Genomic DNA, 23,052 nt, shown 5'->3' with positions numbered 1-23,052 from the left:
CGGTCAATAGCCGCGGTTGACGTCCGAGAGCTGCTCGTTGAGCGTCAGGTAGTCCCATAGCACGCCGAGCAGGAACAGGCCGCCGGTGCACAGGTAGATGACGCCGGTGATCCACTTGCCCATGTACATGCGGTGCACGCCGGCCCAGCCGAGGAATGTCAGCAGGATCCACGCCAGGTCATAGTCCACCGGGCCGCTCTTGAAGCGACTGTCGGCGGAACGCGACATTCCGGGAATCAGTAACAGGTCGATGATCCAGCCGATGAAGAACAGGCCGAGGGTGAAAAACCAGATGACGCCGGTAATCTGCCGCCCGTAATAGAAGCGATGGGAGCCCATGAACCCGAAGATCCACAGTAGATATCCCATGAGTACCGAGTGGGTTTTTTCGCCGCCTGCCATACTGTTGTCCTGTGCTTTGCCTGCCCGGTATAGTCTGGCCTGAACAGACCGGCGTCAAGCCACGACACAGCCGGCTGCGACCCTGACCTAAATCATGGCTCGCCGGCCGCAGCTTGCTACGCTGTAATTGAAGTGTCACCAACCGCAAGATAAAGAAGGTAAATATAATGTCAGTAGAACATCACGACCTGCACCATGAATTCCCGGAACTGAACGACCGCATTCATGAGCTGAAGACCTCGGATGCCCATTTCCGCAAGCTGTTCGAGGAGTACCACGAACTGACCCGGGACATCGAGAAGATGGAGGACGAGGTCACCCCGGTGGCCACTCGCACCGAGGAGGAGGCCAAGGTACGCCGGGTGCACCTGAAAGACGAACTGTACCGGATGCTGACCGCCTGATGAGTACCCAGGCTGCCTACGAGGAACTGCGCGAGGCGCTGGTCGCTCGCCGCGATGCGATGCACTCGCGGCTGGCCAGCATCAAGCGCGACGTCACCCGCGAGCACTCCGGCGATTCCGCCGAGCAGGCCCAGGAGCGTGAGAACGACGAGGTCGTGGATGCCATAGGCAACGAGACCCGCCAGTCGCTGCACGCGATCCAGGTCGCCCTGGACAAGATCGAGGCGGGCACCTATGGCGAGTGCGAGACCTGTGGCGAGGACATCGGGGTGGGGCGCCTGCGCGCGCTGCCGGAGGCCACCCGCTGCGTGAACTGCGCTGACTGAACCGGTTGGCCGGCGGCGTACCGCGCCGGCCGCATTCTTCCTTCTTTACGTTGCTATTCTGGTGCCCCTGCCGGCGCGCCGTGCTGTGACTATTTCCCACTGGTATTGCGCTGCGATTCAGGTATAGTTGCCGCCCACTCGCCACCCCGCCGTCGTGATTGAGGGCGAACAAGGGTGGTGTAAAGGATCCCGAAAAATATTCTGGCGATCGCCTTGACAGTACCTAGGGCGATCATTAGAATTCGCGTTCCTTTTTTCGGGGGGTCCCTGTGCGGGCCTCTGGTTTTTTCATACTTGGAGTTAGGTCAGGTGCAGAACCAACGTATCCGTATCCGCCTCAAGGCGTTCGACCATCGACTGATCGATTCATCGACCCAGGAAATCGTCGAAACCGCGCGCCGCACCGGTGCGCAAGTCAAGGGGCCGATCCCCCTTCCCACCCGGAAGGAAAAATACACCGTGCTGATTTCCCCGCACGTTAACAAGGACGCACGTGACCAGTACGAAATTCGTACCCACAAGCGTCTGTTGGACATCGTGGAGCCGACTGAAAAAACCGTCGACGCCCTGATGAAACTGGACCTGGCAGCAGGTGTAGAAGTACAGATCAGTCTTGGTTAACGAAATTTCGTAACAAGACCTGCCCGGTCGCTTACCGCGTACCGGGTGTGTAACAGCCCCGGCGGCGTGATGAGTCGACGGGGAAGGCCATAGAGGGTTTTTAGCCCCGTACACTGTGAGGTTGGCAAAATGACTATTGGCTTAGTCGGCCGTAAGTCCGGTATGACCCGTGTGTTTACCGAAGACGGCGCATCCATTCCAGTAACCGTAGTGGAGATCTCTCCAAACCGCGTTACTCAAATCAAAGAGCTCGAGACCGATGGGTACCGGGCAATTCAGGTCACTGCGGGAAGCCGCAAGACCTCAAAAGTGAGTAAAGCAGAAGCCGGGCACTTCGCGAAAGCGGGTGTCGAGGCTGGCAACGGTCTGTGGGAATTCCGTCTGGAAGGCGACGAGGCATTCGAGGTTGGCGCTGAGCTGACCGTCGAGCGTTTCGAAGCGGGCCAGATGGTCGACGTGGCCGGCAAATCCAAGGGCAAGGGCTTCCAGGGCGCGGTCAAGCGCTGGAACTTCCGCACCCAGGACGCCACCCACGGTAACTCCCTGTCCCACCGCGCACCGGGTTCCATTGGCCAGTGCCAGACCCCGGGCCGTGTGTTCAAGGGCAAGAAGATGGCCGGTCACATGGGTGCCGAACAGGTTACTACCCAGGGGCTGGAAGTCGTGCGTGTTGACGCCGAGCGCAACCTGCTGCTCATCAAGGGCGCCGTTCCCGGTGCTCCCGGTGGCCACGTTATCGTGCGCCCCAGCGTCAAGGCATAAAGTTAGGGGGTTTCGAACGTGGAATTGAATGTTGTGAAGCCGGGTAACGTCGACGGGGGCAAAGTCTCCGTCTCTGATGTCGCCTTCGCCAAGGACTACAACGAAGATCTGGTTCACCAGGTTGTTACCGCCTATCTGGCCGGCGCCCGTCAGGGCACCCGCGCCCAGAAGACCCGCTCCGAGGTCGCTGGTGGTGGCAAGAAGCCGTGGCGCCAGAAAGGTACCGGTCGCGCCCGTGCGGGCACCATCCGCTCGCCCATCTGGCGTACCGGTGGTGTGACCTTCGCGGCCAAGCCGCAGGATCACGAGCAGAAAGTGAACCGCAAGATGTACCGCGCCGCACTGCGCACCATCATGTCTGAGCTGGCCCGCCAGGATCGCCTGGTGGTGGTCGAGAGCCTGGACCTGGAGCAGCCGAAGACCAAGCTGCTGGTCAAGCAGCTCGGCGAGTACGGTGTGGACAACGCGCTGATCGTCGCCACCGAGGTCAACGAGAACCTCTACCTGGCGGCGCGCAACCTGCACAAGGTCGACGTGCGCGACGTCAACGGCGTGGACCCGGTCAGCCTGATCTCTCACGAGAAGGTGATGGTCACGGTTGACGCTGTGAAGAAGATTGAGGAGATGCTGGCATGAACCCCGAGCGCGTATTCCAGGTGCTGGTGAGCCCGCACGTTTCCGAGAAGGCGGCCGTGGTCGCCGACGCCAACAACCAGTTCGTCTTCAAGGTCGCGGTGGATGCCACCAAGACCGAGATCAAGAAGTCGGTCGAGCAGCTGTTCAAGGTCAAGGTGGACAGCGTGCGCACCCTGAAGGTCAAGGGCAAGGTCAAGCGCAACCGTTTCGGTTACAGCACCAAGCCGACCTGGAAGAAGGCATATGTACGTCTGGAGCAAGGTCAGGATATCGACTTTGCCGCGGTCGAGTAAGGAGTCGCAGCAATGGCAGTTCTGAAGAGCAAACCTACTTCACCCGGCCGACGTCACGTCGTGCGCGTGGTCGACGCGAACCTGCACAAGGGCGCGCCGTACTCACCGCTGGTTGAGAAGCAAAGCCGCAACGGTGGCCGCAACAACAAAGGTCGGATCACCACCCGGCACATTGGCGGCGGTCACAAGCAGCACTACCGCGTTGTCGACTTCAAGCGCAACAAGGACAGCATTCCGGCCAAGGTAGAGCGCCTGGAATACGACCCGAACCGCTCCGCGCACATCGCGCTGCTGCTGTTCGCCGATGGTGAGCGCCGCTACATCATCGCGCCCAAGGGCGTGCAGGCTGGCGACGTCGTACAGTCCGGCTCCGCAGCACCGATCAAGGTCGGTAACTGCCTGCCGCTGCGCAACATCCCGGTGGGTAGCGTTGTGCACTGCATCGAGCTCAAGCCCGGCAAGGGCGCCCAGCTGGCCCGTTCGGCCGGCGCCGGCGTACAGCTGGTGGCCCGCGAAGGCCAGTACGCAACCCTGCGCCTGCGCTCCGGCGAGATGCGCAAGGTGCTGGTCGACTGCCGCGCCACTATCGGCGAGGTATCGAACTCCGAGCACAGCCTGCGCAAGCTCGGCAAGGCCGGCGCGGCGCGCTGGCGTGGTGTTCGCCCCACCGTTCGCGGTGTGGCCATGAACCCGGTCGACCACCCGCATGGTGGTGGTGAAGGCCGTACCTCCGGCGGCCGTCACCCGGTCAGCCCCTGGGGTACCCCGACCAAGGGTTACAAGACCCGCAGCAACAAGCGCACCGACAAGCTTATCGTGCGCCGCCGCGGCAAGAAGTAATTGCGATCGTAAGTATCGAGAGTAGAGGAAACAGATTGTGCCGCGTTCACTGAAGAAAGGTCCTTTTATCGACCTGCACCTGATGAAGAAGGTAGAAGCCGCTGTCGAAGCCAACGATCGTCGTCCCATCAAGACCTGGTCGCGCCGCTCCATGGTTTCACCGGATATGGTTGGCCTGACGATTGCCGTGCACAACGGTCGCCAGCACGTGCCCGTCCTGATCAACGAAGACATGGTCGGTCACAAGCTCGGCGAGTTCGCGGTCACGCGCACCTTCAAGGGCCACATCGTAGACAAGAAGGCGAAGCGCTAAGGCGCCGCGGAAAGAGGTTGAGGAAATGGAAGTTGCAGCAAGACTGAAAGGCGCGCGTATCTCTGCGCAGAAAGCCCGCCTGGTCGCTGACCAGGTCCGCGGCAAGCCTGTGGAAGAAGCGCTGAACCTGCTGGAATTCAGCAACAAGAAAGCGGCGCAGATCGTCAAGAAGGTTCTCGACTCTGCGATCGCCAACGCCGAGAACAACGAAGGTGCCGACGTGGACGAGCTGAAAGTGTCCACCATCTTCGTCGATGAGGGCATGACCATGAAGCGCCTGCGTCCCCGCGCCAAGGGTCGCGCAGACCGTATTTTCAAGCGTAGCTGTCACATCACCGTGAAAGTGGCAGACGCCGAAGGCTAAGAGAGCAGGAGACGACCAACATGGGTCAGAAAGTACATCCCGTCGGAATTCGCCTGGGCATTGTCAAGGATCACAATTCCATCTGGTACGCCGACAGCAAGAACTACTCCAAGCAGCTCATTACTGACCTGGAAGTTCGCAAGTACATCGAGAAGGCGCTGGAAAACGCGTCGGTGAGCCGTGTTGTGATCGAGCGCCCGGCGCAGACCGCACGTATCACCATCCACACCGCCCGCCCCGGCATCGTGATCGGCAAGAAAGGCGAGGACGTGGACGCGCTGCGCAAGGTTCTGACCGAGAAGATGGGCGTCCCCGTGCACATCAACATCGAGGAAATCCGCAAGCCGGACCTGGATGCCAAGCTGGTGGCGCAGAACGTCGCCCAGCAGCTGGAGCGTCGCGTGATGTTCCGCCGCGCCATGAAGCGCGTGGTACAGAACGCCATGCGCCAGGGTGCCGAAGGCATCAAGATCCAGGTCAGCGGCCGCCTGGGTGGCGCGGAAATCGCGCGCACCGAATGGTACCGCGAAGGCCGTGTGCCGCTGCACACCCTGCGCGCCGACATCGACTACGCCACCTACGAGGCGTCGACGACCTACGGCATCATCGGTGTGAAGGTATGGATTTTCAAAGGCGAAGTCATCGGTGGCGAAGACACCTCCGACAGCGCCCGGAAAACTGCAACTAATTAAGGGTTACGCAGATGCTTCAACCTAAGCGTACAAAATTCCGCAAGACTCACAAGGGTCGCAACCGTGGCCTGGCCCATCGCGGCAGCAAGGTGAGCTTTGGCGAATTCGGACTGAAGGCGACTGGTCGCGGCCGTATCACCGCGCGCCAGATCGAGGCGGCACGTCGCGCCATGACCCGTCACATCAAGCGTGGCGGCAAAATCTGGATCCGTGTGTTCCCGGACAAGCCGATTACCACCAAGCCGCTGGAAGTTCGCCAGGGTAAGGGTAAGGGTAACGTCGAGTACTGGGTGGCGCAGATCCAGCCTGGCAAGGTGCTGTATGAAGTGCAGGGCGTCTCCGAAGAGCTGGCCCGCGAAGCATTCGAGCTGGCCGCCGCGAAGATCCCGGTAGCCACAACTTTTGTAAAACGGTCGGTGATGTGATGAAAGCTAGCGATTTGCGTGAGAAGTCCGTAGAGGACCTGAACAAGCAGCTGCTCACCCTGCGTGAGGAGCAGTTCAAGCTGCGCATGCAGAAGTCCACTGGTCAGCTCGGGCAGACTCACCTGCTGCGAGACAACCAGCGCGACATCGCACGCGTGAAGACTGTACTCACTGAGAAGGCAGGTAACTGAACATGTCAGCTGCAGAAAACCGTACCCGTACGGCAACCGGCCGGGTTGTCAGCAACAAGATGGACAAGACGATCACCGTACTGATCGAGCGCCGGGTGAAGCACCCCGTGTACGGCAAGTACATCACTCGTTCCTCCAAGATCCATGCGCACGACGAAGACAACCAGTGCGGCATCGGCGACACCGTGACCGTCGCTGAAACCCGTCCGCTTTCCAAGAGCAAGACCTGGAAGCTGGTGGAAGTCGTAGAGAGCGCCACGCAGATTTAAGTAGCGAGATTTTGCGGCTGCCAGCCGCAGTTTGGAGTAGAAGATGATTCAGACACAGTCGTATTTGGAAGTCGCCGATAACAGCGGCGCCCGTCGCGTGATGTGCATCAAGGTGCTGGGTGGCTCCAAGCGTCGCTACGCGCGCGTGGGTGACCTGATCAAGGTGACCGTCAAGGAAGCGATTCCGCGCGGCAAGGTCAAGAAAGGCCAGGTGATGACCGCGGTCGTCGTACGCACCAAGAAGGGCGTGCGCCGTGCCGATGGCTCCCTGATCAAGTTCGACGATAACGCCGCCGTGCTGCTGAACAACCAGCAGGCGCCTATCGGCACCCGTATCTTCGGGCCGGTAACCCGCGAACTGCGCGGCGAGAAGTTCATGAAGATCATTTCTCTGGCCCCGGAAGTTATCTGACCAGGCCGAGGAGAGGAAAAGGAAAATGTTGAAGATCAAGCGCGATGACGAAGTGATTGTCCTGGCCGGTAAGGACAAGGGCAAGCGCGGCAAGGTCCGCAAGGTACTGGACGACAACCGCGTGATTGTCGCCGGCATCAATATGGTGAAGAAGCACACCAAGCCCAACCCGCAGGCTGGCGTGGCTGGCGGTATCGTCGAGAAGGAAGCCCCTATCCAGGTTTCCAACGTCGCGATTTTCAACCCCGGCACCGGCAAGGCGGACCGCGTGGGCTTCAAGCTCGAAGGCGAGAGCAAGGTACGTATTTACAAGTCCAGCGGCGAGGCGATCGGCTGAAGCGCCGACTGATCGAGGCTAACAGGTAATAGACATGGCAACGTTGAAAGACAAGTACAAGAGCGAGATCGCTGCCCAGCTCAAAGAAGAGCTGGGTCTGGCCAATGTGATGGAAGTTCCGCGCATCACCAAGATCACCCTGAACATGGGTGTGGGTGAGGCCATCGGCGACAAGAAAGTCCTCGAGGCCGCCATGGCCGACATGGAAATGATCGCCGGCCAGAAGCCCGTGATCACCAAGGCGCGCAAGTCCATCGCAGGCTTCAAGGTCCGCGAAGGCTGGCCGATCGGCTGCAAGGTGACCCTGCGTTCCGACCGCATGTACGAATTCCTGGAGCGCCTGATCAGCATCGCGATCCCGCGTATCCGTGACTTCCGCGGCATCAGCCCGAAGTCTTTCGACGGCCGCGGCAACTTCGCCATGGGCGTGACCGAGCAGATCATCTTCCCCGAAATCGATTACGACAAGGTGGATTCCCTGCGCGGCCTGGACATCACCATCACCACCACCGCTCGTACGGATGATGAAGGCCGCGCCCTGCTGCGCGCTTTCAACTTCCCCCTGAAAGGTTAAGAGGCTTTATTCATGGCTAAAAAATCTATGATTGCGCGTGAGAAGAAGCGTGCTCGTATGGTGGCCAAGTTCGCAGGCAAGCGCGCTGCGCTGAAGGCTATCCTGGCCGACGTCAACGCTTCCGACGACGAGAAGTGGGACGCCCAGATCGCCCTGCAGAAGCTGCCCCGCGACGCCAGCCCCATTCGCCAGCAGCGTCGCTGCCAGGTCACCGGCCGTCCTCACGCGGTATATCGTAAGTTTGGCCTGTGCCGTAACAAGCTGCGCGAAGCGGCAATGCGCGGTGATGTCCCCGGTCTGGTCAAGGCCAGCTGGTAACGGAGAACCATTGAAATGAGTATGCAAGATCCGCTGTCAGATATGCTGACCCGTATTCGCAACGCCCAGATGGCCGGCAAGAAGTCGGTCGAGATGCCCGGCTCCAAGCTGAAGGCAGCCGTTGCCAAGGTTCTGCAGGACGAAGGTTACATCGCCGGCTTCAACGCCAGCAACGATACCGGCAAGCCCCGCCTGTCGGTAGACCTGAAGTATTTCCAGGGCAAGCCGGTGATCGCAGAGATCGACCGCGTGAGCCGTCCCGGCCTGCGCAGCTATGCGGCCAAGGACGAACTGCCCTCCGTGCGCGGTGGCCTCGGTGTGGCTATCGTCTCCACCTCCAAGGGTGTGATGACCGATCGCGCCGCGCGCGCGGCCGGTGTCGGCGGCGAAGTGCTGTGCACCGTTTTCTAAACTGACTGAATTGAAGAGCAACCGAAATGTCTAGAGTCGCAAACAATCCGGTAGCACTGCCGGGCGGTGTGGAGGTCAAGCTGGACGGGCGTGACCTCACCGTCAAGGGCAGCAAGGGAAGCCTGGCGCTCTCGCTGGTAGACGGCATCGACGTCAACCAGGAAGAGGGTGCGCTGCAGGTGGCCTATGCCAGCGACCAGGCCAAGGCGATGGCGGGCACCACCCGCGCGCTGCTGGCCAACATGGTCAAGGGCGTGAGCGAAGGCTGGGAGAAGAAGCTGGTGCTCAACGGCGTCGGTTACCGCGCAAGCACTTCCGGCAACAAGGTCAACCTGACGGTAGGCCTGTCGCACCCGGTGGAGTACCAACTCCCCGAGGGTGTGAGCGCCGAGACCCCCACCCAGACCGAGATCGTGGTCAAGGGTGTGGACAAGCAGGTGGTGGGACAGGTGGCGGCCGAAATCCGCAGCTACCGTCCGCCGGAGCCTTACAAGGGTAAGGGCATTCGCTACGCCGACGAAAACGTGCGGCGTAAAGAAGCCAAGAAGAAGTAGGTAAGTTGAGATGAGTGCAAAGAATGATTCAAGGCTGCGTCGCGCACGTCGCGCGCGCAACCGCATGCGTGACCAGGGCGTCAACCGCCTGAGCGTCCACCGTACTCCGCGCCACATCTACGCCCAGGTCTTCTCGCCCCTGGGTGACAAGGTGCTGGCCAGCGCTTCGACCCTCGACGGCCAGCTGCGCCAGGGCGCGACCGGCAACATCGCGGCTGCGGCCGAGGTGGGCAAACTGGTCGCCGAGCGCGCCAAGGCTGCCGGTGTCGAGCGTGTGGCGTTCGACCGTGCAGGTTACAAATACCACGGACGCGTCAAGGCACTGGCCGACGCTGCCCGTGAAAGTGGACTGGAATTCTAGGGTACTGATATGGCGTTCAACGACAAGAAGCAGCAGCCGATGGAAGGCGACCTGCAGGAGAAGCTGGTCCAGGTCAACCGCGTGGCCAAAGTGGTCAAGGGTGGCCGGATCTTCAGCTTCACCGCGCTGACCGTGGTTGGCGATGGCAACGGTCGTGTCGGCTTCGGCCGCGGCAAGGCCCGCGAAGTGCCTGTCGCCATCCAGAAAGCGATGGAAGCGGCACGCCGCAACATGATTCAGGTCGACCTGAAGAACGGCACCATCCAGTACCCGGTGAAGGCCGCCCACGGCGCCTCCAAGGTCTACATGCAGCCGGCTTCCGAAGGTACCGGTGTCATCGCCGGTGGCGCGATGCGTGCCGTGCTGGAAATCGCTGGCGTACACAACGTACTGGCCAAGTGCTACGGCTCCACCAATCCGGTGAACGTGGTGCGTGCGACCTTCAACGGCCTGCGCGACATGTGCTCGCCGGAAGACGTGGCGGCCAAGCGCGGCAAGTCCGTCGAAGAAATTTTGAACTGATTATCGGGTTGATTCGTCATGGCTAAAGCAACCATCAAGGTGACCCAGGTCAAGAGCATCCACGGCCGCCTGAAGAAGCACCAGGCCTGCGTGGCTGGCCTGGGCCTGCGCCGTATCGGTCATACCGTCGAGGTGGAGGATACTCCCTCGGTGCGCGGCATGATCAACAAAGTTAACTACCTGGTAAAGGTCGAGGACTGAACCATGTCTGATGTAATGCGACTGAATACCCTGAGCCCCGCGCCGGGTTCCAGGAAGAACAGCAAGCGGGTCGGTCGCGGTATCGGCTCCGGCCTGGGCAAGACCGCGGGCCGTGGCCACAAGGGCCAGAAGTCCCGTTCCGGTGGCCGTGTGCGTCCCGGTTTCGAGGGCGGCCAGATGCCGCTGCAGAAGCGTCTGCCCAAGTACGGCTTCACCTCGCGCATCGCGCGCACTACCGCGCAGATCCGTCTGGGCGAGCTGAACGCGATCGACGGCGACGTGGCTGACCTGGCGGCGCTGAAGGCTGCTGACCTGGTGAAAGAAGATGTGACTCGCGCACGGGTTTTCCTGTCCGGTGAACTGAACAAGGCAATTACGGTGAAGGGCCTGGCGGTTACCAAGGGTGCCCGCGAGGCGATCGAGAAAGCCGGCGGAAAGATCGAGGACTAAATGGCTCAAGGTCAGCTGCCCCAGGTAAACAAGGCGGGCATGGGCGAGCTATTTGCTCGCCTGCGTTTTCTCCTGATGGCGATCGTCATCTACCGGATCGGGACACATATCCCGGTGCCGGGGATCGATCCCAATCAGCTGGCGGCGCTGTTCAACCAGAACCAGGGCACGATCCTGGGTCTGGCCAATATGTTCTCCGGCGGCGCGCTGGAGCGGATGAGCATCCTGGCGCTGGGCATCATGCCCTATATCTCGGCGTCCATCATCATCCAGCTGATGTCGGCGGTGACGCCCCAGCTGGAGGCGCTGAAGAAGGAAGGTGAGTCTGGCCGGCGCAAGATCAGCCAGTACACGCGCTACCTGACGGTAGTGCTGGCGGTGATCCAGGCCACCGGTATGACGGTGGGCATGGCCAACCAGGGTATGGCCTACAGCGTGACCCCGCTGTTCTACGTGATCGCGATTACCTCGCTGGTCACCGGGGCGGTGTTCATGATGTGGCTCGGTGAGCAGATCACCGAGCGCGGTGTGGGCAACGGCATCTCGATGCTGATTTTTGCCGGTATCGTCGCGGGTTTGCCCTCGGCTATCGGCCAGTCGCTGGAGCAGGCGCGGCAGGGTGAATTGAACATCCTGTTCCTGCTGGCGATTCTCGCGCTGGCGATCTTCATGATCTTCGCCATCGTGTTTATCGAGCGTGGCCAGCGCCGGATTACGGTGAACTACGCGAAGCGGCAGCAGGGCCGCAGGATGTACCAGGCGCAGAGCTCGCACCTGCCCCTGAAAGTGAACATGGCGGGTGTTATCCCGGCCATTTTCGCCAGCAGCATCCTGCTGTTCCCGGCGTCGATCGCCCAGTGGTTCGGTCAGTCGAGCTCGGTGGACTGGCTGCAGGACCTGGCCGTGATGATCGGCCCGGGCCAGCCGCTGAACATTTTGTTGTTCACGGTGTTTATTGTGTTTTTCTGCTTCTTCTATACGGCGTTGATGTTCAACCCGTCGGAAGTGGCTGACAACCTGAAGCGGTCCGGCGCCTTCGTGCCCGGTATCCGCCCGGGACAGCAGACCGCCAACTACATCGACGGCGTGCTGACCCGGCTGACAGTGTTCGGTGCGGCGTATATCGCCATCGTTTGCCTGATTCCCCAGTTCCTGGTGGTTACGGCTAACGTGCCCTTCTACCTGGGCGGCACCTCGCTGCTGATCGTGGTTGTCGTGGTGATGGATTTCATGGCCCAGGTGCAGAGCCACCTGATGTCACACCAGTACGAATCGGTGATGAAAAAGGCCAACCTGAAGAATTATGGGAGTGCCGGCCGCGTCCGCTGAGGCGGCCCGGTCGTAACGGAGTAAGGAACGATGAAGGTACGTGCATCAGTCAAGAAGATCTGCCGCAACTGCAAAGTGGTTCGCCGCAATGGTGTGGTGCGGGTGATCTGCAACACCGATCCGCGTCACAAGCAGCGCCAGGGCTGAGCCCGGGCATCGCTGCCTCGTGCTTGATTTTTAGTAACGATATCGCTAGAATGCTGCGCCTTTCGCGCCGCCCCCACGGTTTTAATCATAAAATCGTGACAAATCAGGGGCTTGCGAATTCCCGCGAACTCGGGCGAAACGATTGATTGGAGAGAGTTGAATGGCTCGTATTGCCGGCGTCAACATACCTGATAACAAGCATGCTGTTATCTCGCTGACCTATATCTACGGTATTGGTCGCACCCAGGCCCGCGGCCTGTGCGCAGCTACGGGTATTGCTGAAAACACCAAGATCGGTGACCTGTCCGAGGAGCAGATGGATTCGCTGCGCGGCAAGGTCCAGGAAATGACCGTCGAGGGCGACCTGCGCCGGGAAATTTCCATGAACATCAAGCGACTGATGGACCTGGGCTGCAACCGCGGCCTGCGTCACCGCCGTGGACTGCCGGTCCGTGGCCAGCGCACCAAGACCAATGCGCGCACCCGCAAGGGCCCGCGCAAACCGATTCGCAAGTAAGGGGAATGCCGGGCAACAAGTCCCGGCCCACCGATCCCGCGAATCCTTTTTAGTGTAGCTGCACCGAAGTGCAGTGATGATATTAAACAGGAAGCATAATGGCCAAGCCCAATGCCAAGAGCACTCGTAAAAAAGTGACCAAGACGGTCGTGGACGGCATCGCGCACGTTCACGCCTCGTTCAACAACACCATCGTGACCATCACCGACCGCCAGGGCAACACCCTGAGCTGGGCGACCTCTGGTGGTTCCGGTTTCCGCGGTTCGCGCAAAAGCACCCCCTTCGCCGCCCAGGTGGCAGCGGAGCGCGCCGGTGAAGCGGCCAAGGAATACGGCCTGAAGAACCTGGATGTCCAGGTCAAGGGTCCCGGGCCCGGCCGTGAGTCCGCCGTACGCGCGCTCAACGCCTGCGGCTTCAAGATCAGCAATATCACCGACGTGACGCCCGTGCCGCATAACGGCTGTCGTCCGCCGAAGAAACGTCGCGTGTAAGGCTTACAGGAAGGTATAGACATGGCTCGATATATTGGTCCCAAGTGCAAGCTCTCCCGTCGTGAGGGAACCGACCTGTTCCTGAAGAGCGGCGTGCGTGCACTGGAAAGCAAGTGCAAGGCAGAAAATGCTCCCGGTCAGCACGGCGCCCGTCGCGGCCGCCTGTCCGACTACGGCGTACAGCTGCGCGAGAAGCAGAAAGTACGTCGTATCTACGGCATTCTGGAAAAGCAGTTCCGTAACTACTACAAGCAAGCGGCCCGCCTGAAAGGCGCCACCGGCGAGAACCTCCTGCAGCTGCTGGAGTCCCGCCTGGACAACGTGGTCTACCGCATGGGCTTCGGTGCTACCCGCAGCGAAGCGCGTCAGCTGGTGGCTCACAAGGCGATCCTGGTCAATGGTGCCGTGGTGAACATCCCGTCCTACCAGGTGAAGCCGGGCGACGTCGTGTCCCTGCGCGAGAAAGCCAAGAAGCAACTGCGTGTGCAGTCTGCCCTGGCCCTCGCGGCCCAGCGCGGTGAACCGGAGTGGATCGAAGTCAACGCCGACAAGCTTGAAGGTACCTTCAAGTCGGTGCCCGACCGTCAGGAGCTGTCTTCGGACATCAACGAAAACCTGATCGTCGAACTCTACTCCAAGTAATTCACTTTAGGATTAATCCTGGTAATAGGTGCCCCGTATGCAGAGTGCAGTGACCGAATTTCTGACCCCGCGTGTCATCAACGTCGAAGAGAAGAACGCCCGTCGCGCCCAGGTGACCCTGGAGCCCCTCGAGCGCGGCTTCGGCCACACCCTGGGTAACGCGCTGCGTCGTATCCTGCTGTCCTCGATGCCCGGTTGTGCCATCACCGAAGTCGAGATCGACGGTGTATTGCACGAGTACAGCGCAATCGAAGGCGTACAGGAAGACGTCATCGAGATCCTGCTCAACCTGAAGGGCGTCGCCCTGGTGATGAGCGGCAAGGACGAAGCTGAACTGACCCTGTCCCGCAAGGGCCCGGGCGTGGTGACCGCCGGCGATATCCAGGTCGACCACGATATCGAAGTGCGCAACCCGGATCACGTGATCTGCCACCTGAACGGCAGCAGCGAGATCAACATGAAGCTGACAGTTGCCCGTGGCCGCGGCTACTCCCCGGCGGATTCCCGCGAGAATCCCGACGAGGAAACCCGCTCCATCGGCCGCCTGCAGCTGGACGCGACCTTTTCCCCGGTACAGCGCGTGTCCTACGTGGTTGAGGCCGCTCGCGTCGAGCAGCGCACCGACCTGGACAAGCTGGTGCTGGACCTTGAGACCAACGGCACCATCGACCCCGAAGAGGCCATCCGTCGCGCCGCGACCATCCTGCAGCAGCAGTTGGCCGTGTTTGTCGACCTGGAATCCGAGTCCGAGTCCGAGTACGTCGAGGAAGAGGACGAAGTGGATCCGATCCTGCTGCGTCCGGTCGACGACCTGGAGCTGACCGTGCGTTCGGCCAACTGCCTCAAGGCAGAGAACATCTACTACATCGGCGACCTGGTGCAGCGCACCGAGGTCGAGCTGCTCAAGACCCCGAACCTGGGCAAGAAGTCGCTCACCGAGATCAAGGACGTACTGGCGTCCCGCGGACTGTCCCTGGGTATGCGCCTGGACAACTGGCCGCCCGCCAGCCTGAAAAACGACGACCGGGTACTGAGCGCCTGATAGCGCCCCCGGTTAAAGAGACAGCCGTGCTGCGATAGCACTTGAGAATATAGGACTGGAAAAATGCGTCATCGTCACAGTGGACGTCAACTGAACCGCAACAGTGCCCACCGCAAGGCCATGTTTCGCAACATGACCGCCTCCCTCGTTGAGCACGAGTTGATCAAGACCACCCTGCCCAAGGCGAAGGAGCTGCGCAGCTACGCGGAGCCCCTGATCACCCTGGCCAAGGAAGACAGCGTCGCCAACCGTCGCCTCGCGTTCGACCGCGTGCGCAGCAAGGAAGCGGTAGGCAAGCTGTTCGGCGAACTGGGCCCGCGCTACCAGGAGCGTCCCGGTGGCTACATCCGCATCCTGAAGTGCGGCTTCCGCGCCGGCGACAAGGCCCCCATGGCCTACGTCGAACTGGTCGACCGCCCGCAGCCGGAAGACTACGACGAGGAGTAATCCTCCGTTCTTCCGCAGCAAAGAAGCCCGGCCCCCCGCCGGGCTTTTTTTCGTCCCGAAAAAGTGGGGTCAGATGAGACTTCTTTTGATGTCCTCAAAAATAAGTCTCATCTGCCCCCGCTTTCTTGCTGGCAATATAAGAGGGCCCATATCGCCCCACATCCCCAAAGCCATCAAAGGAAGTCGTATCTGACCCCACTTTGTGTACCGGGCGCATAGTGTGACCTAGTTCACAGTTTTGCCTGCTTGCCTACCGTTTATCCGGCATTCAGCGCGTTCGTCGGGATGCCGTGGACAGTGCATTTCCCGTTTCGCTATAACACGATCGACAGTTTCTTTTGGCGCGCACTGCGCCCGGAAACATGGTTAGGACTTGTCTGGAGACACGGTGAAACAACGCGGATTTTCAATCGTTGAGTTGATGGTAGTGCTGGTGGTGTTGGCGGTCACGCTGACGCTCGCCGCGCCGTCGTTCATCGACACGCGGAAGAACAGCCAGATCCGTACCGAATCCTATGCGTTTCGGTCGACGCTCACCAATGCGCGCTCCGAAGCGATGGCGAGGCGCTTCCCGGTGATTGTCTGTGAGAGCGCTGATAACACGAACTGTACGACGAGTGGTGATTGGAGCAACGGCTACCTCGCCTTTGCGGACATGGATGAGGACGATGCGCCCGATCCCAATGAGATAATTATCAACCACCGGGTATCAGCACCGGAAATCGAACTGGCGTTCGAAGACTTCAGTGGCACCGGCCAGAGCCGCGTGAGCTTCAGTACCCGTGGAGAAGCGCGGGGCAGCAGCGGAACCATGATCATTTGCGACGATCGCGGCGCGAAGCGCGGGAGCGCGGTTATTTTGCGCGGGTCCGGTCAGGTGAGCATGGCAACGGACACCGATGGCAGCGAGATAGTGGACACCCTGGATAACAATGGCCTTGTTAAAGACATCGTTTGCAACTAAGCGGCAACGCGTGACGCCGGCAGCCCGACAGCGGGGTTTGACGCTGATCGAGGTGCTGATCACCGTTTTCATTCTGTCGATCGGCGTGTTGGGTATCGCTACGCTGCATATCACGTCCAAGACCTCCCAGTACGAGTCCGTGCAGCGGGCGCGGGCGGTCAGCATGGGCGACAGCATGCTGGAGCGAATCCGCAACAACCCCGCGGGTATTGCAGGGTACAACATTCAGATGAACCCCATCGGCGATGGCGATGGCGATGGGGCCGGGACGATTGCCGAAGCGCCGGATCCCAACTGCATAAGCGTGAGCTGTACGCCGCAACAAATTGCGGCCCAGGACCTGTGGGAGTTCGAGCAGGAGTTGCTGGGTGAGGCGGTGACGTTCAATGACGAAGCGACCGCAGGACTCACTAATGTCAATAGCTGTATCCGTTTCACCGCCTTTGGCACTGCCGCGCGCACCGGGCAACTGGAAATATTCATCCAGTGGCGGGGGCTGCACGAGGCCGCTGACGGTGTGCCCAGCGACGGCGACGCCTGCGGAGGTGCCGACGCCGGCGCAGACCCTTACAGGCGGCAGGTAGTGGTTAGCAGCTTTGTGGTCGATGCGACGGAGCTATGATGGATAACTTCTCATTCAGGCAGCGCAGCCAGTCGGGCTTCTCGCTGATCGAATTCATGGTCGCTGGCCTGCTTGGCGGCATCCTGATCGGTGGCGCAGTCTTCGTTTTCGTTTCGTCGAATCGTTCCTACCTGGAAACCGAGCGCTCGATCATCCTTTCGGACAGCGGCAGGTTTGCCCTGCAGATTCTAAATGACTCACTGCGCCACGCGGGCTTTTTCGGCGGTGTCGCCCTGCAGGATATCGACCAGGATGCGAGCCTCAGTGCAGTCACCGGCGATTGCACCGGCTTCGGCGCAGCCTACGACATGCGGCGATACATTTTTGCGCAGGCCGCGGATGGTAGTGGTAACGCGTTCGGCTGCATCACGGACGCGGTTCCTGGCAGCGACGTTCTCCTGGTCAAATACCTGCGTCCGGACCCGGTAGATTCAGCAGTGGATCCCAACGACGCCGAAGTCACCACGTTCAACGACCTCGATGGTAAGACCACTTATCTTATTGCCAATGCCGAGCGCGGCCTGTTGCTGGATGGCGCCGACACGCCGCCGGACGTCGGCGCGGGCCAGATCTATGCGCGCGGTACAGCCTGGCCCTACGAGTTCCAGATTTTCTATGTGCGCGAGGGAGGTGTGCCGAGCCTGGTGCGTAAGACGCTGGCCTGGAATGGCGCCGGTATGTCCATCCAGACCGAGGACATGGTGCAGGGTGTCCAGGTTATGCGCTTTCGCTTTGGCTGGGACAGCAGTGGCGACGGAGATATCGATCAGTATGGCTACCTGGATGGGGTCGGGGACAGCTGGGACAGTATCGGTATCGTCGAGGTTTTCCTGCTGCTGCGCAGTGCAGATGAGGAATTCAGTTATGAAAACAAGAAAAGCTACGTAGTCGGCGACACAATCGTTGATGGAGGCGGCGACCACTATTGGCGCCTCCTGATGTCCAGTAGCGTCACCCTGCGCAATCCCAACCTGTTTATCCGGAGCGGCGTATGAGACATAGCAAGTCCCCCGCGAACCGGCAGCGCGGCGTCGCCCTGGTGGTGTCGCTCATTTTCCTGTTGATCGTCACGATTATCAGTGTGACGGCGGCGCGCAACAGTGCCCTGAGCCTGCGTGCTTCCGGCAATTTGCAGGACCAGAATCATTCGCAGCAGGCGGCAGATGCGGCAGCTTTCGGCGCCCTGGCGCTGGCCGGCACAGCCGACGACCCATTTACGGCCAGCGCCCAGCCCGTCAACCCGTTCGCGGCGAACAGCACTCCGTTGGCCAAATTGCGCGACCCGACCAATGTGGAGGCGCAACTCACCCTGCGCGCTACCGAGGCGGCTTGCCCGCGGCCGCGTTTTGAGCGCGATGGCAGCAGCGTTGGTACTTTCTCCTGTGACTATTACCAGGTGGATGCCGAGCATGAAATTCCAGAGCGCGCCCGCACCCGGATATCCCTGGGTGTGGTCAAGAGCGTGCTGACTTCGAGATAGGTAAAAAAAGCATGGCCAGTCAACATGTGAGAACACAACAAGGGTTTTGGAATACCGGTATGGTGCGCCAGAGCCAGGTGTCGGCAGCAAGAGCCGCGGAGGGGAAAACAATGAACGTATCAGCTCGCGATAGCCTGCTGTGGGGCATGGCATTTGTGGTTGCCATCATGATGGCGCTGTCCGGCAGGGTGTATGCCGACGATACCGATATCTTCACCACCACCGGTGACTCGGTAAACGCCACCGTGCGGCCCAAGGTCCTCATCCTGTTCGATAACTCGGGCAGTATGACCAGCAACAACGTGACCTCGCGTGTGCCGTATGACCCCAATACGGTCTACTCCGGCGACTATGACGACGGCAAGATCTACTGGTCCGACGATGCTGATCCGCCTACCAACTACAATGACCGCGACCAGTGGTTTTACGAAGACAAGAACCGCTGTGGTGAGTCCTACGACGCACTGGAGACTCAGGGCCAGAGTGCGACGACCAAGGTGCGGTTCTGGAGTAACTCCTCGACACAGCGGGTCTGCGAGTTTTCCTGTCCCGCCGGATATCGTCCCAGCCGTTCATATCCAGGGTGGTGCTATCGAAATAACCGAGGCAGACTCGATTATCAGCGCGGTAGCGAAACGTGTACCGACGTCGAGATTGCAGGTTCCTGGGAGGCGCCCAGCGACTCGGTACACAACCCCGACCACGTCGAATGTGAGGCGGACTTTACCAATAGCAATCCCGACAATGGCGGTGTCGAGCCCGATGGTTACCCCGTCGATGGTGTCTCGGACGGCAGCGAGTACAGTGCTGATCGCGACGACTCCAATGTCGACTGGGGACGCAATGCCTACACGTTATTTACCGCGAACTACATGAACTGGTATACGGACGAGGCCCTGTCGACAGTCGAGACGCGTCTCGAGGTTGCGCAGCGGGTTATTACTGACTTCGTCAACACTAACACTTCCGTTGATTTCGGACTCGGCGTATTCAACACGAACAGCGGCAGTAGCGATGACGGCGGCCGGATTGTCTCGCGCATCATCGAGAACATGACTGTTAGCGACCGCTCCAACGTCGTCAATATCATCAATAACCTGGACGGGGACACCTGGACGCCGCTGTGCGAGGCCACCTATGAGGTGTATCGCTACTTCAGTGGCCAGAGCGTGTTCTACGGGCTTGAACAGGGTTCGACCAATACCGGCTACCCCGCCCGGGATACGGCAGCAGAGGATGGCAGCAACTACATAGCCCCTGAAGTGCAATGTGATGAAATCTACCTGATCATCATGACGGACGGTGCGCCGACCAACGACGGCAACGCCGTATCCAGGATCGAGAACCTCCGGGACCGGGACGGCAACCTTTACGATTGCGACGACTACCCGGGCAACAGCTGCCTGCCGGCAATCACCGATTACATGTTCCACAGCGACCTGGACGGCGATTCCAGCAACGGCGGTCAGCACGCGATCACCTATACCATCGGTTTCGATACCCAGCAGGCGTTGCTCGAGCAGGCGGCGACCGGTAAGCGCTATACAGAGGATGGCGAAGAACTGCCCGGCTATTACGAAGCGGACAACGCTGACACTCTCGCCAGCGCCTTCCGGGAGATCCTGCTCGCCATCTGGGATACCGACTCCACGTTCACCTCGCCGGCGGTGGCGGTCGACACCTTCACGCGCACCGAGAGCCTGGACGACGTCTATTATGCGATGTTCAAGCCGGACGAGCGGGTGGACTGGCGCGGCAACGTCAAGAAACTCAAGCTCGAAATCGGCAACGATGGTACCGCGACTATCGTCGACAAGTTCGGCGCTCCCGCTATCGATGCCGAGACCGGCTACATTGCCGACAATATCAGTACCTACTGGAGCAGCACCGATGGTGGTGCCGTGGCGACCGGCGGTGTCGGTGCGCTGCTCGCCGCCCGCGACCCGGCCAGTCGCACGATCCTGACCAATACCGGCACAGGCGGTGCGTTGGAAACCTTCAGCGCCGCCAACCTGTCCGCCGATGCCGTGGGTGCCGCCGACGACGCCGGCCTCTACTCCTACTTCGGTGTGAACAACGCTGCGGATTTCGCCTACGCGCTGGCCTACGGTCGCGGCTTCAAGATTGAGGGCGGAGTGGTTACCGGCGATCCGCGCAGCTGGATCGTCGGCGATATCCTGCACAGCCAGCCGGTGGTGGTGAACTACGGCGGCGCCGACCCGAACAATCCGGACCTGCGCATCGTGGTCGGCACCAACGCGGGCTTCGTGCATATGTTCGACGACGCTGACGGCCAGGAAGACTGGGCGTTCTTCCCCAAGGAACTCGCGCCCATCCTGCACAAGCGCCGGATCAACGACAATTCCATCAATCGCGTGTACGGCATGGACCTGCGTCCCGCGCTCTACCGCAAGGACGTCAATGGCGACGGTACCCTGTCCGACGTCGACGGTGACATCGCCTGGATCTTCCTGGGTATGCGCCGCGGTGGTGAGCAGATCTACGCGCTGGATATTTCCAACCCGGATAGCCCGTCCTTCATGTGGATGAAATCCCCCGAGGATCCCAACGACGATATGGGCGAGATGGCCATGACCTTCTCCGAGCCGGTGGCGACCTTCATCCCGGGCTACGTGGACGGCGAGGGGGAACCCAAGCCGGTGGTGGTCTTCGGTGCGGGTTACGACCCCAACAAGGACGACAGCGGTATTGTCGATCCCGACACCGTTGGGCGCGGCGTGTTCATCGTGGATGCCGAAACCGGTGTCCTGGTGCGCAGCGTGACCCCGGCGGATGGCTCATCTATCAACCTGCAGGCCAGCGGACTGGAGCATTCAGTGCCGGGCAGGGTCTCCGTGCTGGACAGCAACGGTGATGGACTGACCGACCGCCTGTACTTTGGCGACGCCGGCGGCAACGTATGGCGTGTGGATATGGGCAGTAAGCTGCCGGTGAATGCAGGTAGTGAGACCTGGTACTTCACCCAGCTCGCCGATCTCAATAACGGGACCGCGACCGGCGACCGGCGCTTCTTCGGCTCGCCCGATATCGTGCGCATCCGCCTGGACAGCGAGGCTGTCGATGCCATCCTTCTCGGCAGCGGCGACCGCGCGCATCCGCTGGAGAGCACAGTTGAGAACTACTTCTACATGCTCCGGGATTACCAGACTGGCCTGTACAGCACTCCCGCGCCCTCGGTGTCGGACTGCCAGCCGACGGATCCGCCGACGCCGCTGGACAATCGCTGTACCCTGCCGATCATCGACCCCGATATCAATGGCAACAGCGCTCTGTTCGACATCACCAGCGACAGCCTCAACACGGGCGACCCGAACGAAATCGCCGCTGCGCGCCTGGACTTCATCGAGGCACCGGGCTGGAAACTGCGCCTGGACGGGTATGGCGAGAAGTCGCTGTCGGATTCGGTGACCATCCGCGGCACCACGACCTTCACTACTTACAGCCCGAACGACCCGAACTCGGTCGTCGCCGACCCCAACGATATCGAGGTCTGTGGTATCCGGGCGGGCGAGGGCAAGCTGTACTTCGTGGACATCTACGATGGCAAGCGGGATACCATCCAGCTGGGTCCGGTCATGCCGGATACCCCCTCGGTGCACGTGGGCAGAGATGGTAAGATCCGGATCCTGCTGCCCCCGGGCTCCAGCTCCGATGGTCCGTCGGACCCGAACGATCCGCCCTCCTGCCGGGGTGGTGTGTGCGACATCGGTGCCGACCTGCCCGCGCCCTACGGAAACTACTGGTACCGCGAGGATTACTGACGGTGAACGCACAATTCAATCGAGGCTTTACCTTGATGGAACTGATGATCGTCGTGGTCATCATCGGGATCCTGGCGGGCGTGGCCCTGCCGAGTTACCAGGAGGCCCTGCGCAAGGGCAAGCGCGCCGACGCCAAGTCGGCGCTGCAGGACGCGGCCAACAGGCAGGAGCGGTTCATGCTGGACCGCTCCACCTATACCAGCGACCCCAACGATATTGGTATGCCGACCCCGTTCCGATCGGAGGAAGGCTACTACCAGATATCTATGGCCGCCTGTCCGACCGGTTCCCTGGGAACCTGTTACACCCTGACGGCGACACCGGTTCCCGGTGGTGCGCAGGATGACGACGGGCGCTGTGGCAACTTTATCCTGAACTCCGATGGATCCAAGTCGGTTACCGGTACTTCAGGGGACGACTACTGCTGGTAACTGCCGACAGGAGAATCAAATCGTGAAAAATATCAAAGCCGTTATTCAATTGGGCTCGCTCGCGCTGCTGGTTGGCCTGTCGTCGACTGCGGGCGCCGCCCGGGCCAAGCTTGAGAAGCCGTTGCACCGCTATGCGTGCCAGGCGATAACTGCCTCGGGTCCGGGTCTGGTCGTGGTGCCGGCGGATACCCTGCGCGAGGCGCGCGAAGTGGCCACGAAGCTCAAGGCGTTCACACCGTCCCTGGGGCAGGCGGTACCTGTGCTGAGTGTGGTCGAGTGTATTCTGGAAGAACCCGGCGCAGCGTTCGCAGATCGGCATTTCCAGAAGATTTACGAAACGCTGCCCCAGTAATCCGGCGGGTCCGGAGAAGGGAAATGGTGCCGGCACGGCGAGTCGAACGCCGGACCTACGCATTACGAATGCGTTGCTCTACCAGCTGAGCTATGCCGGCAATGGTCGGAGGCTGGCTATAGTATCGG

The 23,052-nt window shown here is 60.7% G+C and carries 38 protein-coding genes and 1 tRNA gene; 37 read left to right on the top strand and 2 right to left on the bottom strand.

Annotated features, from left to right (window positions below; all coding sequences use genetic code 11):
• Window positions 1-3: 3 nt before the first annotated feature.
• A complete protein-coding gene (locus E4634_RS08910; protein ID WP_346763335.1) occupies window positions 4-402 on the bottom strand; it encodes a TM2 domain-containing protein in 399 nt (132 codons plus the stop codon).
• 167 nt (window positions 403-569) lie between these two features.
• Between E4634_RS08910 and E4634_RS08905 the strand changes: the two genes are divergently transcribed.
• The 37 genes from E4634_RS08905 to E4634_RS08725 all read left to right on the top strand — a co-directional run bounded on the left by E4634_RS08905 (window position 570) and on the right by E4634_RS08725 (window position 22,924).
• Window positions 570-806, top strand: coding sequence for an HP1242/YdcH family protein (locus E4634_RS08905; protein WP_135442974.1), 237 nt, complete (start codon window positions 570-572; stop codon window positions 804-806).
• Entirely contained in the window at window positions 806-1,132 is a 327-nt protein-coding gene (locus E4634_RS08900) for a TraR/DksA family transcriptional regulator (protein ID WP_135442973.1), read from the top strand. Before E4634_RS08905 ends, E4634_RS08900 begins: the two co-directional genes overlap by 1 nt.
• Before the next feature lie 309 nt (window positions 1,133-1,441).
• Window positions 1,442-1,753, top strand: a complete 312-nt coding sequence (rpsJ, locus tag E4634_RS08895) for a 30S ribosomal protein S10 (RefSeq protein WP_135442971.1) — start codon at window positions 1,442-1,444, stop codon at window positions 1,751-1,753.
• Window positions 1,754-1,882: 129 nt separating this feature from the next.
• Window positions 1,883-2,515, top strand: a complete 633-nt coding sequence (gene rplC, locus E4634_RS08890) for a 50S ribosomal protein L3 (RefSeq protein WP_135442969.1) — start codon at window positions 1,883-1,885, stop codon at window positions 2,513-2,515.
• Between the two features lie 18 nt (window positions 2,516-2,533).
• Complete coding sequence (rplD, locus tag E4634_RS08885; protein WP_135442967.1) at window positions 2,534-3,151, top strand: 50S ribosomal protein L4; 618 nt, start codon at window positions 2,534-2,536, stop codon at window positions 3,149-3,151.
• Complete coding sequence (gene rplW, locus E4634_RS08880; RefSeq protein WP_135442964.1) at window positions 3,148-3,444, top strand: 50S ribosomal protein L23; 297 nt, start codon at window positions 3,148-3,150, stop codon at window positions 3,442-3,444. Before rplD ends, rplW begins: the two co-directional genes overlap by 4 nt.
• A 12-nt stretch (window positions 3,445-3,456) precedes the next feature.
• Window positions 3,457-4,284, top strand: coding sequence for a 50S ribosomal protein L2 (gene rplB / locus E4634_RS08875; RefSeq protein WP_135442961.1), 828 nt, complete (start codon window positions 3,457-3,459; stop codon window positions 4,282-4,284).
• Between the two features lie 37 nt (window positions 4,285-4,321).
• Window positions 4,322-4,597: a 30S ribosomal protein S19 gene (gene rpsS, locus E4634_RS08870; RefSeq protein WP_135442959.1), complete on the top strand. Its 276-nt coding sequence runs from the start codon at window positions 4,322-4,324 to the stop codon at window positions 4,595-4,597.
• A 25-nt stretch (window positions 4,598-4,622) separates the two neighbouring features.
• The gene (gene rplV, locus E4634_RS08865; protein WP_135442957.1) at window positions 4,623-4,961 is read left to right on the top strand and encodes a 50S ribosomal protein L22; all 339 of its coding nucleotides are present in this window, start codon (window positions 4,623-4,625) and stop codon (window positions 4,959-4,961) included.
• Window positions 4,962-4,981: 20 nt separating this feature from the next.
• Window positions 4,982-5,653, top strand: a complete 672-nt coding sequence (gene rpsC / locus E4634_RS08860; RefSeq protein WP_135442955.1) for a 30S ribosomal protein S3 — start codon at window positions 4,982-4,984, stop codon at window positions 5,651-5,653.
• Between the two features lie 11 nt (window positions 5,654-5,664).
• Window positions 5,665-6,078, top strand: a complete 414-nt coding sequence (rplP, locus tag E4634_RS08855) for a 50S ribosomal protein L16 (protein ID WP_135442953.1) — start codon at window positions 5,665-5,667, stop codon at window positions 6,076-6,078.
• A complete protein-coding gene (gene rpmC, locus E4634_RS08850) occupies window positions 6,078-6,269 on the top strand; it encodes a 50S ribosomal protein L29 (RefSeq protein WP_135442951.1) in 192 nt (63 codons plus the stop codon). Before rplP ends, rpmC begins: the two co-directional genes overlap by 1 nt.
• Before the next feature lie 2 nt (window positions 6,270-6,271).
• On the top strand, window positions 6,272-6,538 hold the full coding sequence (gene rpsQ, locus E4634_RS08845; RefSeq protein WP_135442949.1) for a 30S ribosomal protein S17: 267 nt from the start codon (window positions 6,272-6,274) through the stop codon (window positions 6,536-6,538).
• Window positions 6,539-6,581: 43 nt separating this feature from the next.
• On the top strand, window positions 6,582-6,950 hold the full coding sequence (gene rplN / locus E4634_RS08840) for a 50S ribosomal protein L14 (RefSeq protein ID WP_135442947.1): 369 nt from the start codon (window positions 6,582-6,584) through the stop codon (window positions 6,948-6,950).
• Window positions 6,951-6,975: 25 nt separating this feature from the next.
• Window positions 6,976-7,287, top strand: coding sequence for a 50S ribosomal protein L24 (rplX, locus tag E4634_RS08835; RefSeq protein ID WP_135442945.1), 312 nt, complete (start codon window positions 6,976-6,978; stop codon window positions 7,285-7,287).
• A gap of 34 nt (window positions 7,288-7,321) precedes the next feature.
• Entirely contained in the window at window positions 7,322-7,861 is a 540-nt protein-coding gene (gene rplE, locus E4634_RS08830; RefSeq protein WP_135442943.1) for a 50S ribosomal protein L5, read from the top strand.
• 12 nt (window positions 7,862-7,873) lie between these two features.
• Window positions 7,874-8,179 (top strand): 30S ribosomal protein S14, encoded by a 306-nt coding sequence (gene rpsN, locus E4634_RS08825; RefSeq protein ID WP_135442941.1) that lies wholly within the window; start codon window positions 7,874-7,876, stop codon window positions 8,177-8,179.
• 15 nt (window positions 8,180-8,194) lie between these two features.
• Entirely contained in the window at window positions 8,195-8,590 is a 396-nt protein-coding gene (gene rpsH, locus E4634_RS08820; RefSeq protein WP_135442939.1) for a 30S ribosomal protein S8, read from the top strand.
• A 26-nt stretch (window positions 8,591-8,616) separates the two neighbouring features.
• Window positions 8,617-9,144 (top strand): 50S ribosomal protein L6, encoded by a 528-nt coding sequence (gene rplF, locus E4634_RS08815; RefSeq protein WP_135442937.1) that lies wholly within the window; start codon window positions 8,617-8,619, stop codon window positions 9,142-9,144.
• A gap of 10 nt (window positions 9,145-9,154) precedes the next feature.
• Window positions 9,155-9,505, top strand: a complete 351-nt coding sequence (gene rplR / locus E4634_RS08810) for a 50S ribosomal protein L18 (protein WP_135442935.1) — start codon at window positions 9,155-9,157, stop codon at window positions 9,503-9,505.
• Between the two features lie 9 nt (window positions 9,506-9,514).
• Window positions 9,515-10,027 (top strand): 30S ribosomal protein S5, encoded by a 513-nt coding sequence (rpsE, locus tag E4634_RS08805; protein WP_135442933.1) that lies wholly within the window; start codon window positions 9,515-9,517, stop codon window positions 10,025-10,027.
• Window positions 10,028-10,045: 18 nt separating this feature from the next.
• A complete protein-coding gene (gene rpmD, locus E4634_RS08800; protein ID WP_135442931.1) occupies window positions 10,046-10,228 on the top strand; it encodes a 50S ribosomal protein L30 in 183 nt (60 codons plus the stop codon).
• A 15-nt stretch (window positions 10,229-10,243) separates the two neighbouring features.
• Window positions 10,244-10,678, top strand: a complete 435-nt coding sequence (gene rplO / locus E4634_RS08795) for a 50S ribosomal protein L15 (RefSeq protein WP_135443256.1) — start codon at window positions 10,244-10,246, stop codon at window positions 10,676-10,678.
• Window positions 10,679-12,007, top strand: a complete 1,329-nt coding sequence (gene secY, locus E4634_RS08790; RefSeq protein ID WP_135442929.1) for a preprotein translocase subunit SecY — start codon at window positions 10,679-10,681, stop codon at window positions 12,005-12,007. It begins immediately after the preceding gene.
• Window positions 12,008-12,037: 30 nt separating this feature from the next.
• A complete protein-coding gene (gene rpmJ, locus E4634_RS08785) occupies window positions 12,038-12,154 on the top strand; it encodes a 50S ribosomal protein L36 (protein ID WP_066055334.1) in 117 nt (38 codons plus the stop codon).
• A gap of 160 nt (window positions 12,155-12,314) precedes the next feature.
• The gene (gene rpsM, locus E4634_RS08780) at window positions 12,315-12,671 is read left to right on the top strand and encodes a 30S ribosomal protein S13 (RefSeq protein ID WP_135442927.1); all 357 of its coding nucleotides are present in this window, start codon (window positions 12,315-12,317) and stop codon (window positions 12,669-12,671) included.
• A gap of 98 nt (window positions 12,672-12,769) precedes the next feature.
• Entirely contained in the window at window positions 12,770-13,162 is a 393-nt protein-coding gene (rpsK, locus tag E4634_RS08775) for a 30S ribosomal protein S11 (protein WP_135442925.1), read from the top strand.
• A 21-nt stretch (window positions 13,163-13,183) separates the two neighbouring features.
• Entirely contained in the window at window positions 13,184-13,804 is a 621-nt protein-coding gene (gene rpsD, locus E4634_RS08770; protein ID WP_135442923.1) for a 30S ribosomal protein S4, read from the top strand.
• 37 nt (window positions 13,805-13,841) lie between these two features.
• The gene (locus E4634_RS08765) at window positions 13,842-14,846 is read left to right on the top strand and encodes a DNA-directed RNA polymerase subunit alpha (RefSeq protein ID WP_135442921.1); all 1,005 of its coding nucleotides are present in this window, start codon (window positions 13,842-13,844) and stop codon (window positions 14,844-14,846) included.
• 63 nt (window positions 14,847-14,909) lie between these two features.
• Window positions 14,910-15,293: a 50S ribosomal protein L17 gene (gene rplQ, locus E4634_RS08760; RefSeq protein ID WP_135442919.1), complete on the top strand. Its 384-nt coding sequence runs from the start codon at window positions 14,910-14,912 to the stop codon at window positions 15,291-15,293.
• 388 nt (window positions 15,294-15,681) lie between these two features.
• Window positions 15,682-16,257 carry a GspH/FimT family pseudopilin gene (locus tag E4634_RS08755; protein ID WP_167854832.1) on the top strand — a complete coding sequence of 192 codons (576 nt, stop codon included), beginning with the start codon at window positions 15,682-15,684 and terminating at the stop codon, window positions 16,255-16,257.
• Window positions 16,226-16,879, top strand: coding sequence for a type IV pilus modification protein PilV (pilV, locus tag E4634_RS08750; protein WP_135442915.1), 654 nt, complete (start codon window positions 16,226-16,228; stop codon window positions 16,877-16,879). Before E4634_RS08755 ends, pilV begins: the two co-directional genes overlap by 32 nt.
• Window positions 16,879-17,874 (top strand): PilW family protein, encoded by a 996-nt coding sequence (locus tag E4634_RS08745; protein ID WP_167854830.1) that lies wholly within the window; start codon window positions 16,879-16,881, stop codon window positions 17,872-17,874. Before pilV ends, E4634_RS08745 begins: the two co-directional genes overlap by 1 nt.
• Window positions 17,871-18,359, top strand: coding sequence for a pilus assembly PilX family protein (locus tag E4634_RS08740; protein WP_135442904.1), 489 nt, complete (start codon window positions 17,871-17,873; stop codon window positions 18,357-18,359). Before E4634_RS08745 ends, E4634_RS08740 begins: the two co-directional genes overlap by 4 nt.
• Before the next feature lie 110 nt (window positions 18,360-18,469).
• Window positions 18,470-22,141, top strand: coding sequence for a pilus assembly protein (locus tag E4634_RS08735; RefSeq protein ID WP_167854828.1), 3,672 nt, complete (start codon window positions 18,470-18,472; stop codon window positions 22,139-22,141).
• A 2-nt stretch (window positions 22,142-22,143) separates the two neighbouring features.
• Window positions 22,144-22,572, top strand: coding sequence for a type IV pilin protein (locus E4634_RS08730; protein ID WP_135442900.1), 429 nt, complete (start codon window positions 22,144-22,146; stop codon window positions 22,570-22,572).
• Window positions 22,573-22,594: 22 nt separating this feature from the next.
• Window positions 22,595-22,924 (top strand): hypothetical protein, encoded by a 330-nt coding sequence (locus E4634_RS08725; protein WP_135442898.1) that lies wholly within the window; start codon window positions 22,595-22,597, stop codon window positions 22,922-22,924.
• A gap of 24 nt (window positions 22,925-22,948) precedes the next feature.
• On the opposite strand, the gene E4634_RS08720 is transcribed toward E4634_RS08725, so the two are convergent.
• Window positions 22,949-23,024: transfer RNA gene (locus E4634_RS08720), tRNA-Thr, on the bottom strand.
• Between the last annotated feature and the right edge of the window lie 28 nt (window positions 23,025-23,052).

The sequence above is a fragment of the Mangrovimicrobium sediminis genome, from assembly GCF_004745945.1.
In the GTDB taxonomy this organism is placed as follows: domain Bacteria; phylum Pseudomonadota; class Gammaproteobacteria; order Pseudomonadales; family Halieaceae; genus Mangrovimicrobium; species Mangrovimicrobium sediminis.
The sequence above is the reverse complement of the archived record's forward strand: the minus strand, read 5'-3'. Positions and strand labels throughout refer to the sequence as shown.

Coding starts and splice junctions, on each gene's coding strand:
- E4634_RS08910 (WP_346763335.1), bottom strand. CDS start 402: ATGGCAGGCGGCGAAAAAACCCACTCGGTACTCATGGGATATCTACTG.
- E4634_RS08905 (WP_135442974.1), top strand. CDS start 570: ATGTCAGTAGAACATCACGACCTGCACCATGAATTCCCGGAACTGAAC.
- E4634_RS08900 (WP_135442973.1), top strand. CDS start 806: ATGAGTACCCAGGCTGCCTACGAGGAACTGCGCGAGGCGCTGGTCGCT.
- rplC (WP_135442969.1), top strand. CDS start 1,883: ATGACTATTGGCTTAGTCGGCCGTAAGTCCGGTATGACCCGTGTGTTT.
- rplW (WP_135442964.1), top strand. CDS start 3,148: ATGAACCCCGAGCGCGTATTCCAGGTGCTGGTGAGCCCGCACGTTTCC.
- rplB (WP_135442961.1), top strand. CDS start 3,457: ATGGCAGTTCTGAAGAGCAAACCTACTTCACCCGGCCGACGTCACGTC.
- rplV (WP_135442957.1), top strand. CDS start 4,623: ATGGAAGTTGCAGCAAGACTGAAAGGCGCGCGTATCTCTGCGCAGAAA.
- rpsC (WP_135442955.1), top strand. CDS start 4,982: ATGGGTCAGAAAGTACATCCCGTCGGAATTCGCCTGGGCATTGTCAAG.
- rplP (WP_135442953.1), top strand. CDS start 5,665: ATGCTTCAACCTAAGCGTACAAAATTCCGCAAGACTCACAAGGGTCGC.
- rpmC (WP_135442951.1), top strand. CDS start 6,078: ATGAAAGCTAGCGATTTGCGTGAGAAGTCCGTAGAGGACCTGAACAAG.
- rpsQ (WP_135442949.1), top strand. CDS start 6,272: ATGTCAGCTGCAGAAAACCGTACCCGTACGGCAACCGGCCGGGTTGTC.
- rplN (WP_135442947.1), top strand. CDS start 6,582: ATGATTCAGACACAGTCGTATTTGGAAGTCGCCGATAACAGCGGCGCC.
- rplX (WP_135442945.1), top strand. CDS start 6,976: ATGTTGAAGATCAAGCGCGATGACGAAGTGATTGTCCTGGCCGGTAAG.
- rplE (WP_135442943.1), top strand. CDS start 7,322: ATGGCAACGTTGAAAGACAAGTACAAGAGCGAGATCGCTGCCCAGCTC.
- rpsN (WP_135442941.1), top strand. CDS start 7,874: ATGGCTAAAAAATCTATGATTGCGCGTGAGAAGAAGCGTGCTCGTATG.
- rpsH (WP_135442939.1), top strand. CDS start 8,195: ATGAGTATGCAAGATCCGCTGTCAGATATGCTGACCCGTATTCGCAAC.
- rplF (WP_135442937.1), top strand. CDS start 8,617: ATGTCTAGAGTCGCAAACAATCCGGTAGCACTGCCGGGCGGTGTGGAG.
- rplR (WP_135442935.1), top strand. CDS start 9,155: ATGAGTGCAAAGAATGATTCAAGGCTGCGTCGCGCACGTCGCGCGCGC.
- rpsE (WP_135442933.1), top strand. CDS start 9,515: ATGGCGTTCAACGACAAGAAGCAGCAGCCGATGGAAGGCGACCTGCAG.
- rpmD (WP_135442931.1), top strand. CDS start 10,046: ATGGCTAAAGCAACCATCAAGGTGACCCAGGTCAAGAGCATCCACGGC.
- rplO (WP_135443256.1), top strand. CDS start 10,244: ATGCGACTGAATACCCTGAGCCCCGCGCCGGGTTCCAGGAAGAACAGC.
- secY (WP_135442929.1), top strand. CDS start 10,679: ATGGCTCAAGGTCAGCTGCCCCAGGTAAACAAGGCGGGCATGGGCGAG.
- rpmJ (WP_066055334.1), top strand. CDS start 12,038: ATGAAGGTACGTGCATCAGTCAAGAAGATCTGCCGCAACTGCAAAGTG.
- rpsM (WP_135442927.1), top strand. CDS start 12,315: ATGGCTCGTATTGCCGGCGTCAACATACCTGATAACAAGCATGCTGTT.
- rpsK (WP_135442925.1), top strand. CDS start 12,770: ATGGCCAAGCCCAATGCCAAGAGCACTCGTAAAAAAGTGACCAAGACG.
- rpsD (WP_135442923.1), top strand. CDS start 13,184: ATGGCTCGATATATTGGTCCCAAGTGCAAGCTCTCCCGTCGTGAGGGA.
- E4634_RS08765 (WP_135442921.1), top strand. CDS start 13,842: ATGCAGAGTGCAGTGACCGAATTTCTGACCCCGCGTGTCATCAACGTC.
- rplQ (WP_135442919.1), top strand. CDS start 14,910: ATGCGTCATCGTCACAGTGGACGTCAACTGAACCGCAACAGTGCCCAC.
- pilV (WP_135442915.1), top strand. CDS start 16,226: ATGGCCTTGTTAAAGACATCGTTTGCAACTAAGCGGCAACGCGTGACG.
- E4634_RS08745 (WP_167854830.1), top strand. CDS start 16,879: ATGGATAACTTCTCATTCAGGCAGCGCAGCCAGTCGGGCTTCTCGCTG.
- E4634_RS08740 (WP_135442904.1), top strand. CDS start 17,871: ATGAGACATAGCAAGTCCCCCGCGAACCGGCAGCGCGGCGTCGCCCTG.
- E4634_RS08735 (WP_167854828.1), top strand. CDS start 18,470: ATGAACGTATCAGCTCGCGATAGCCTGCTGTGGGGCATGGCATTTGTG.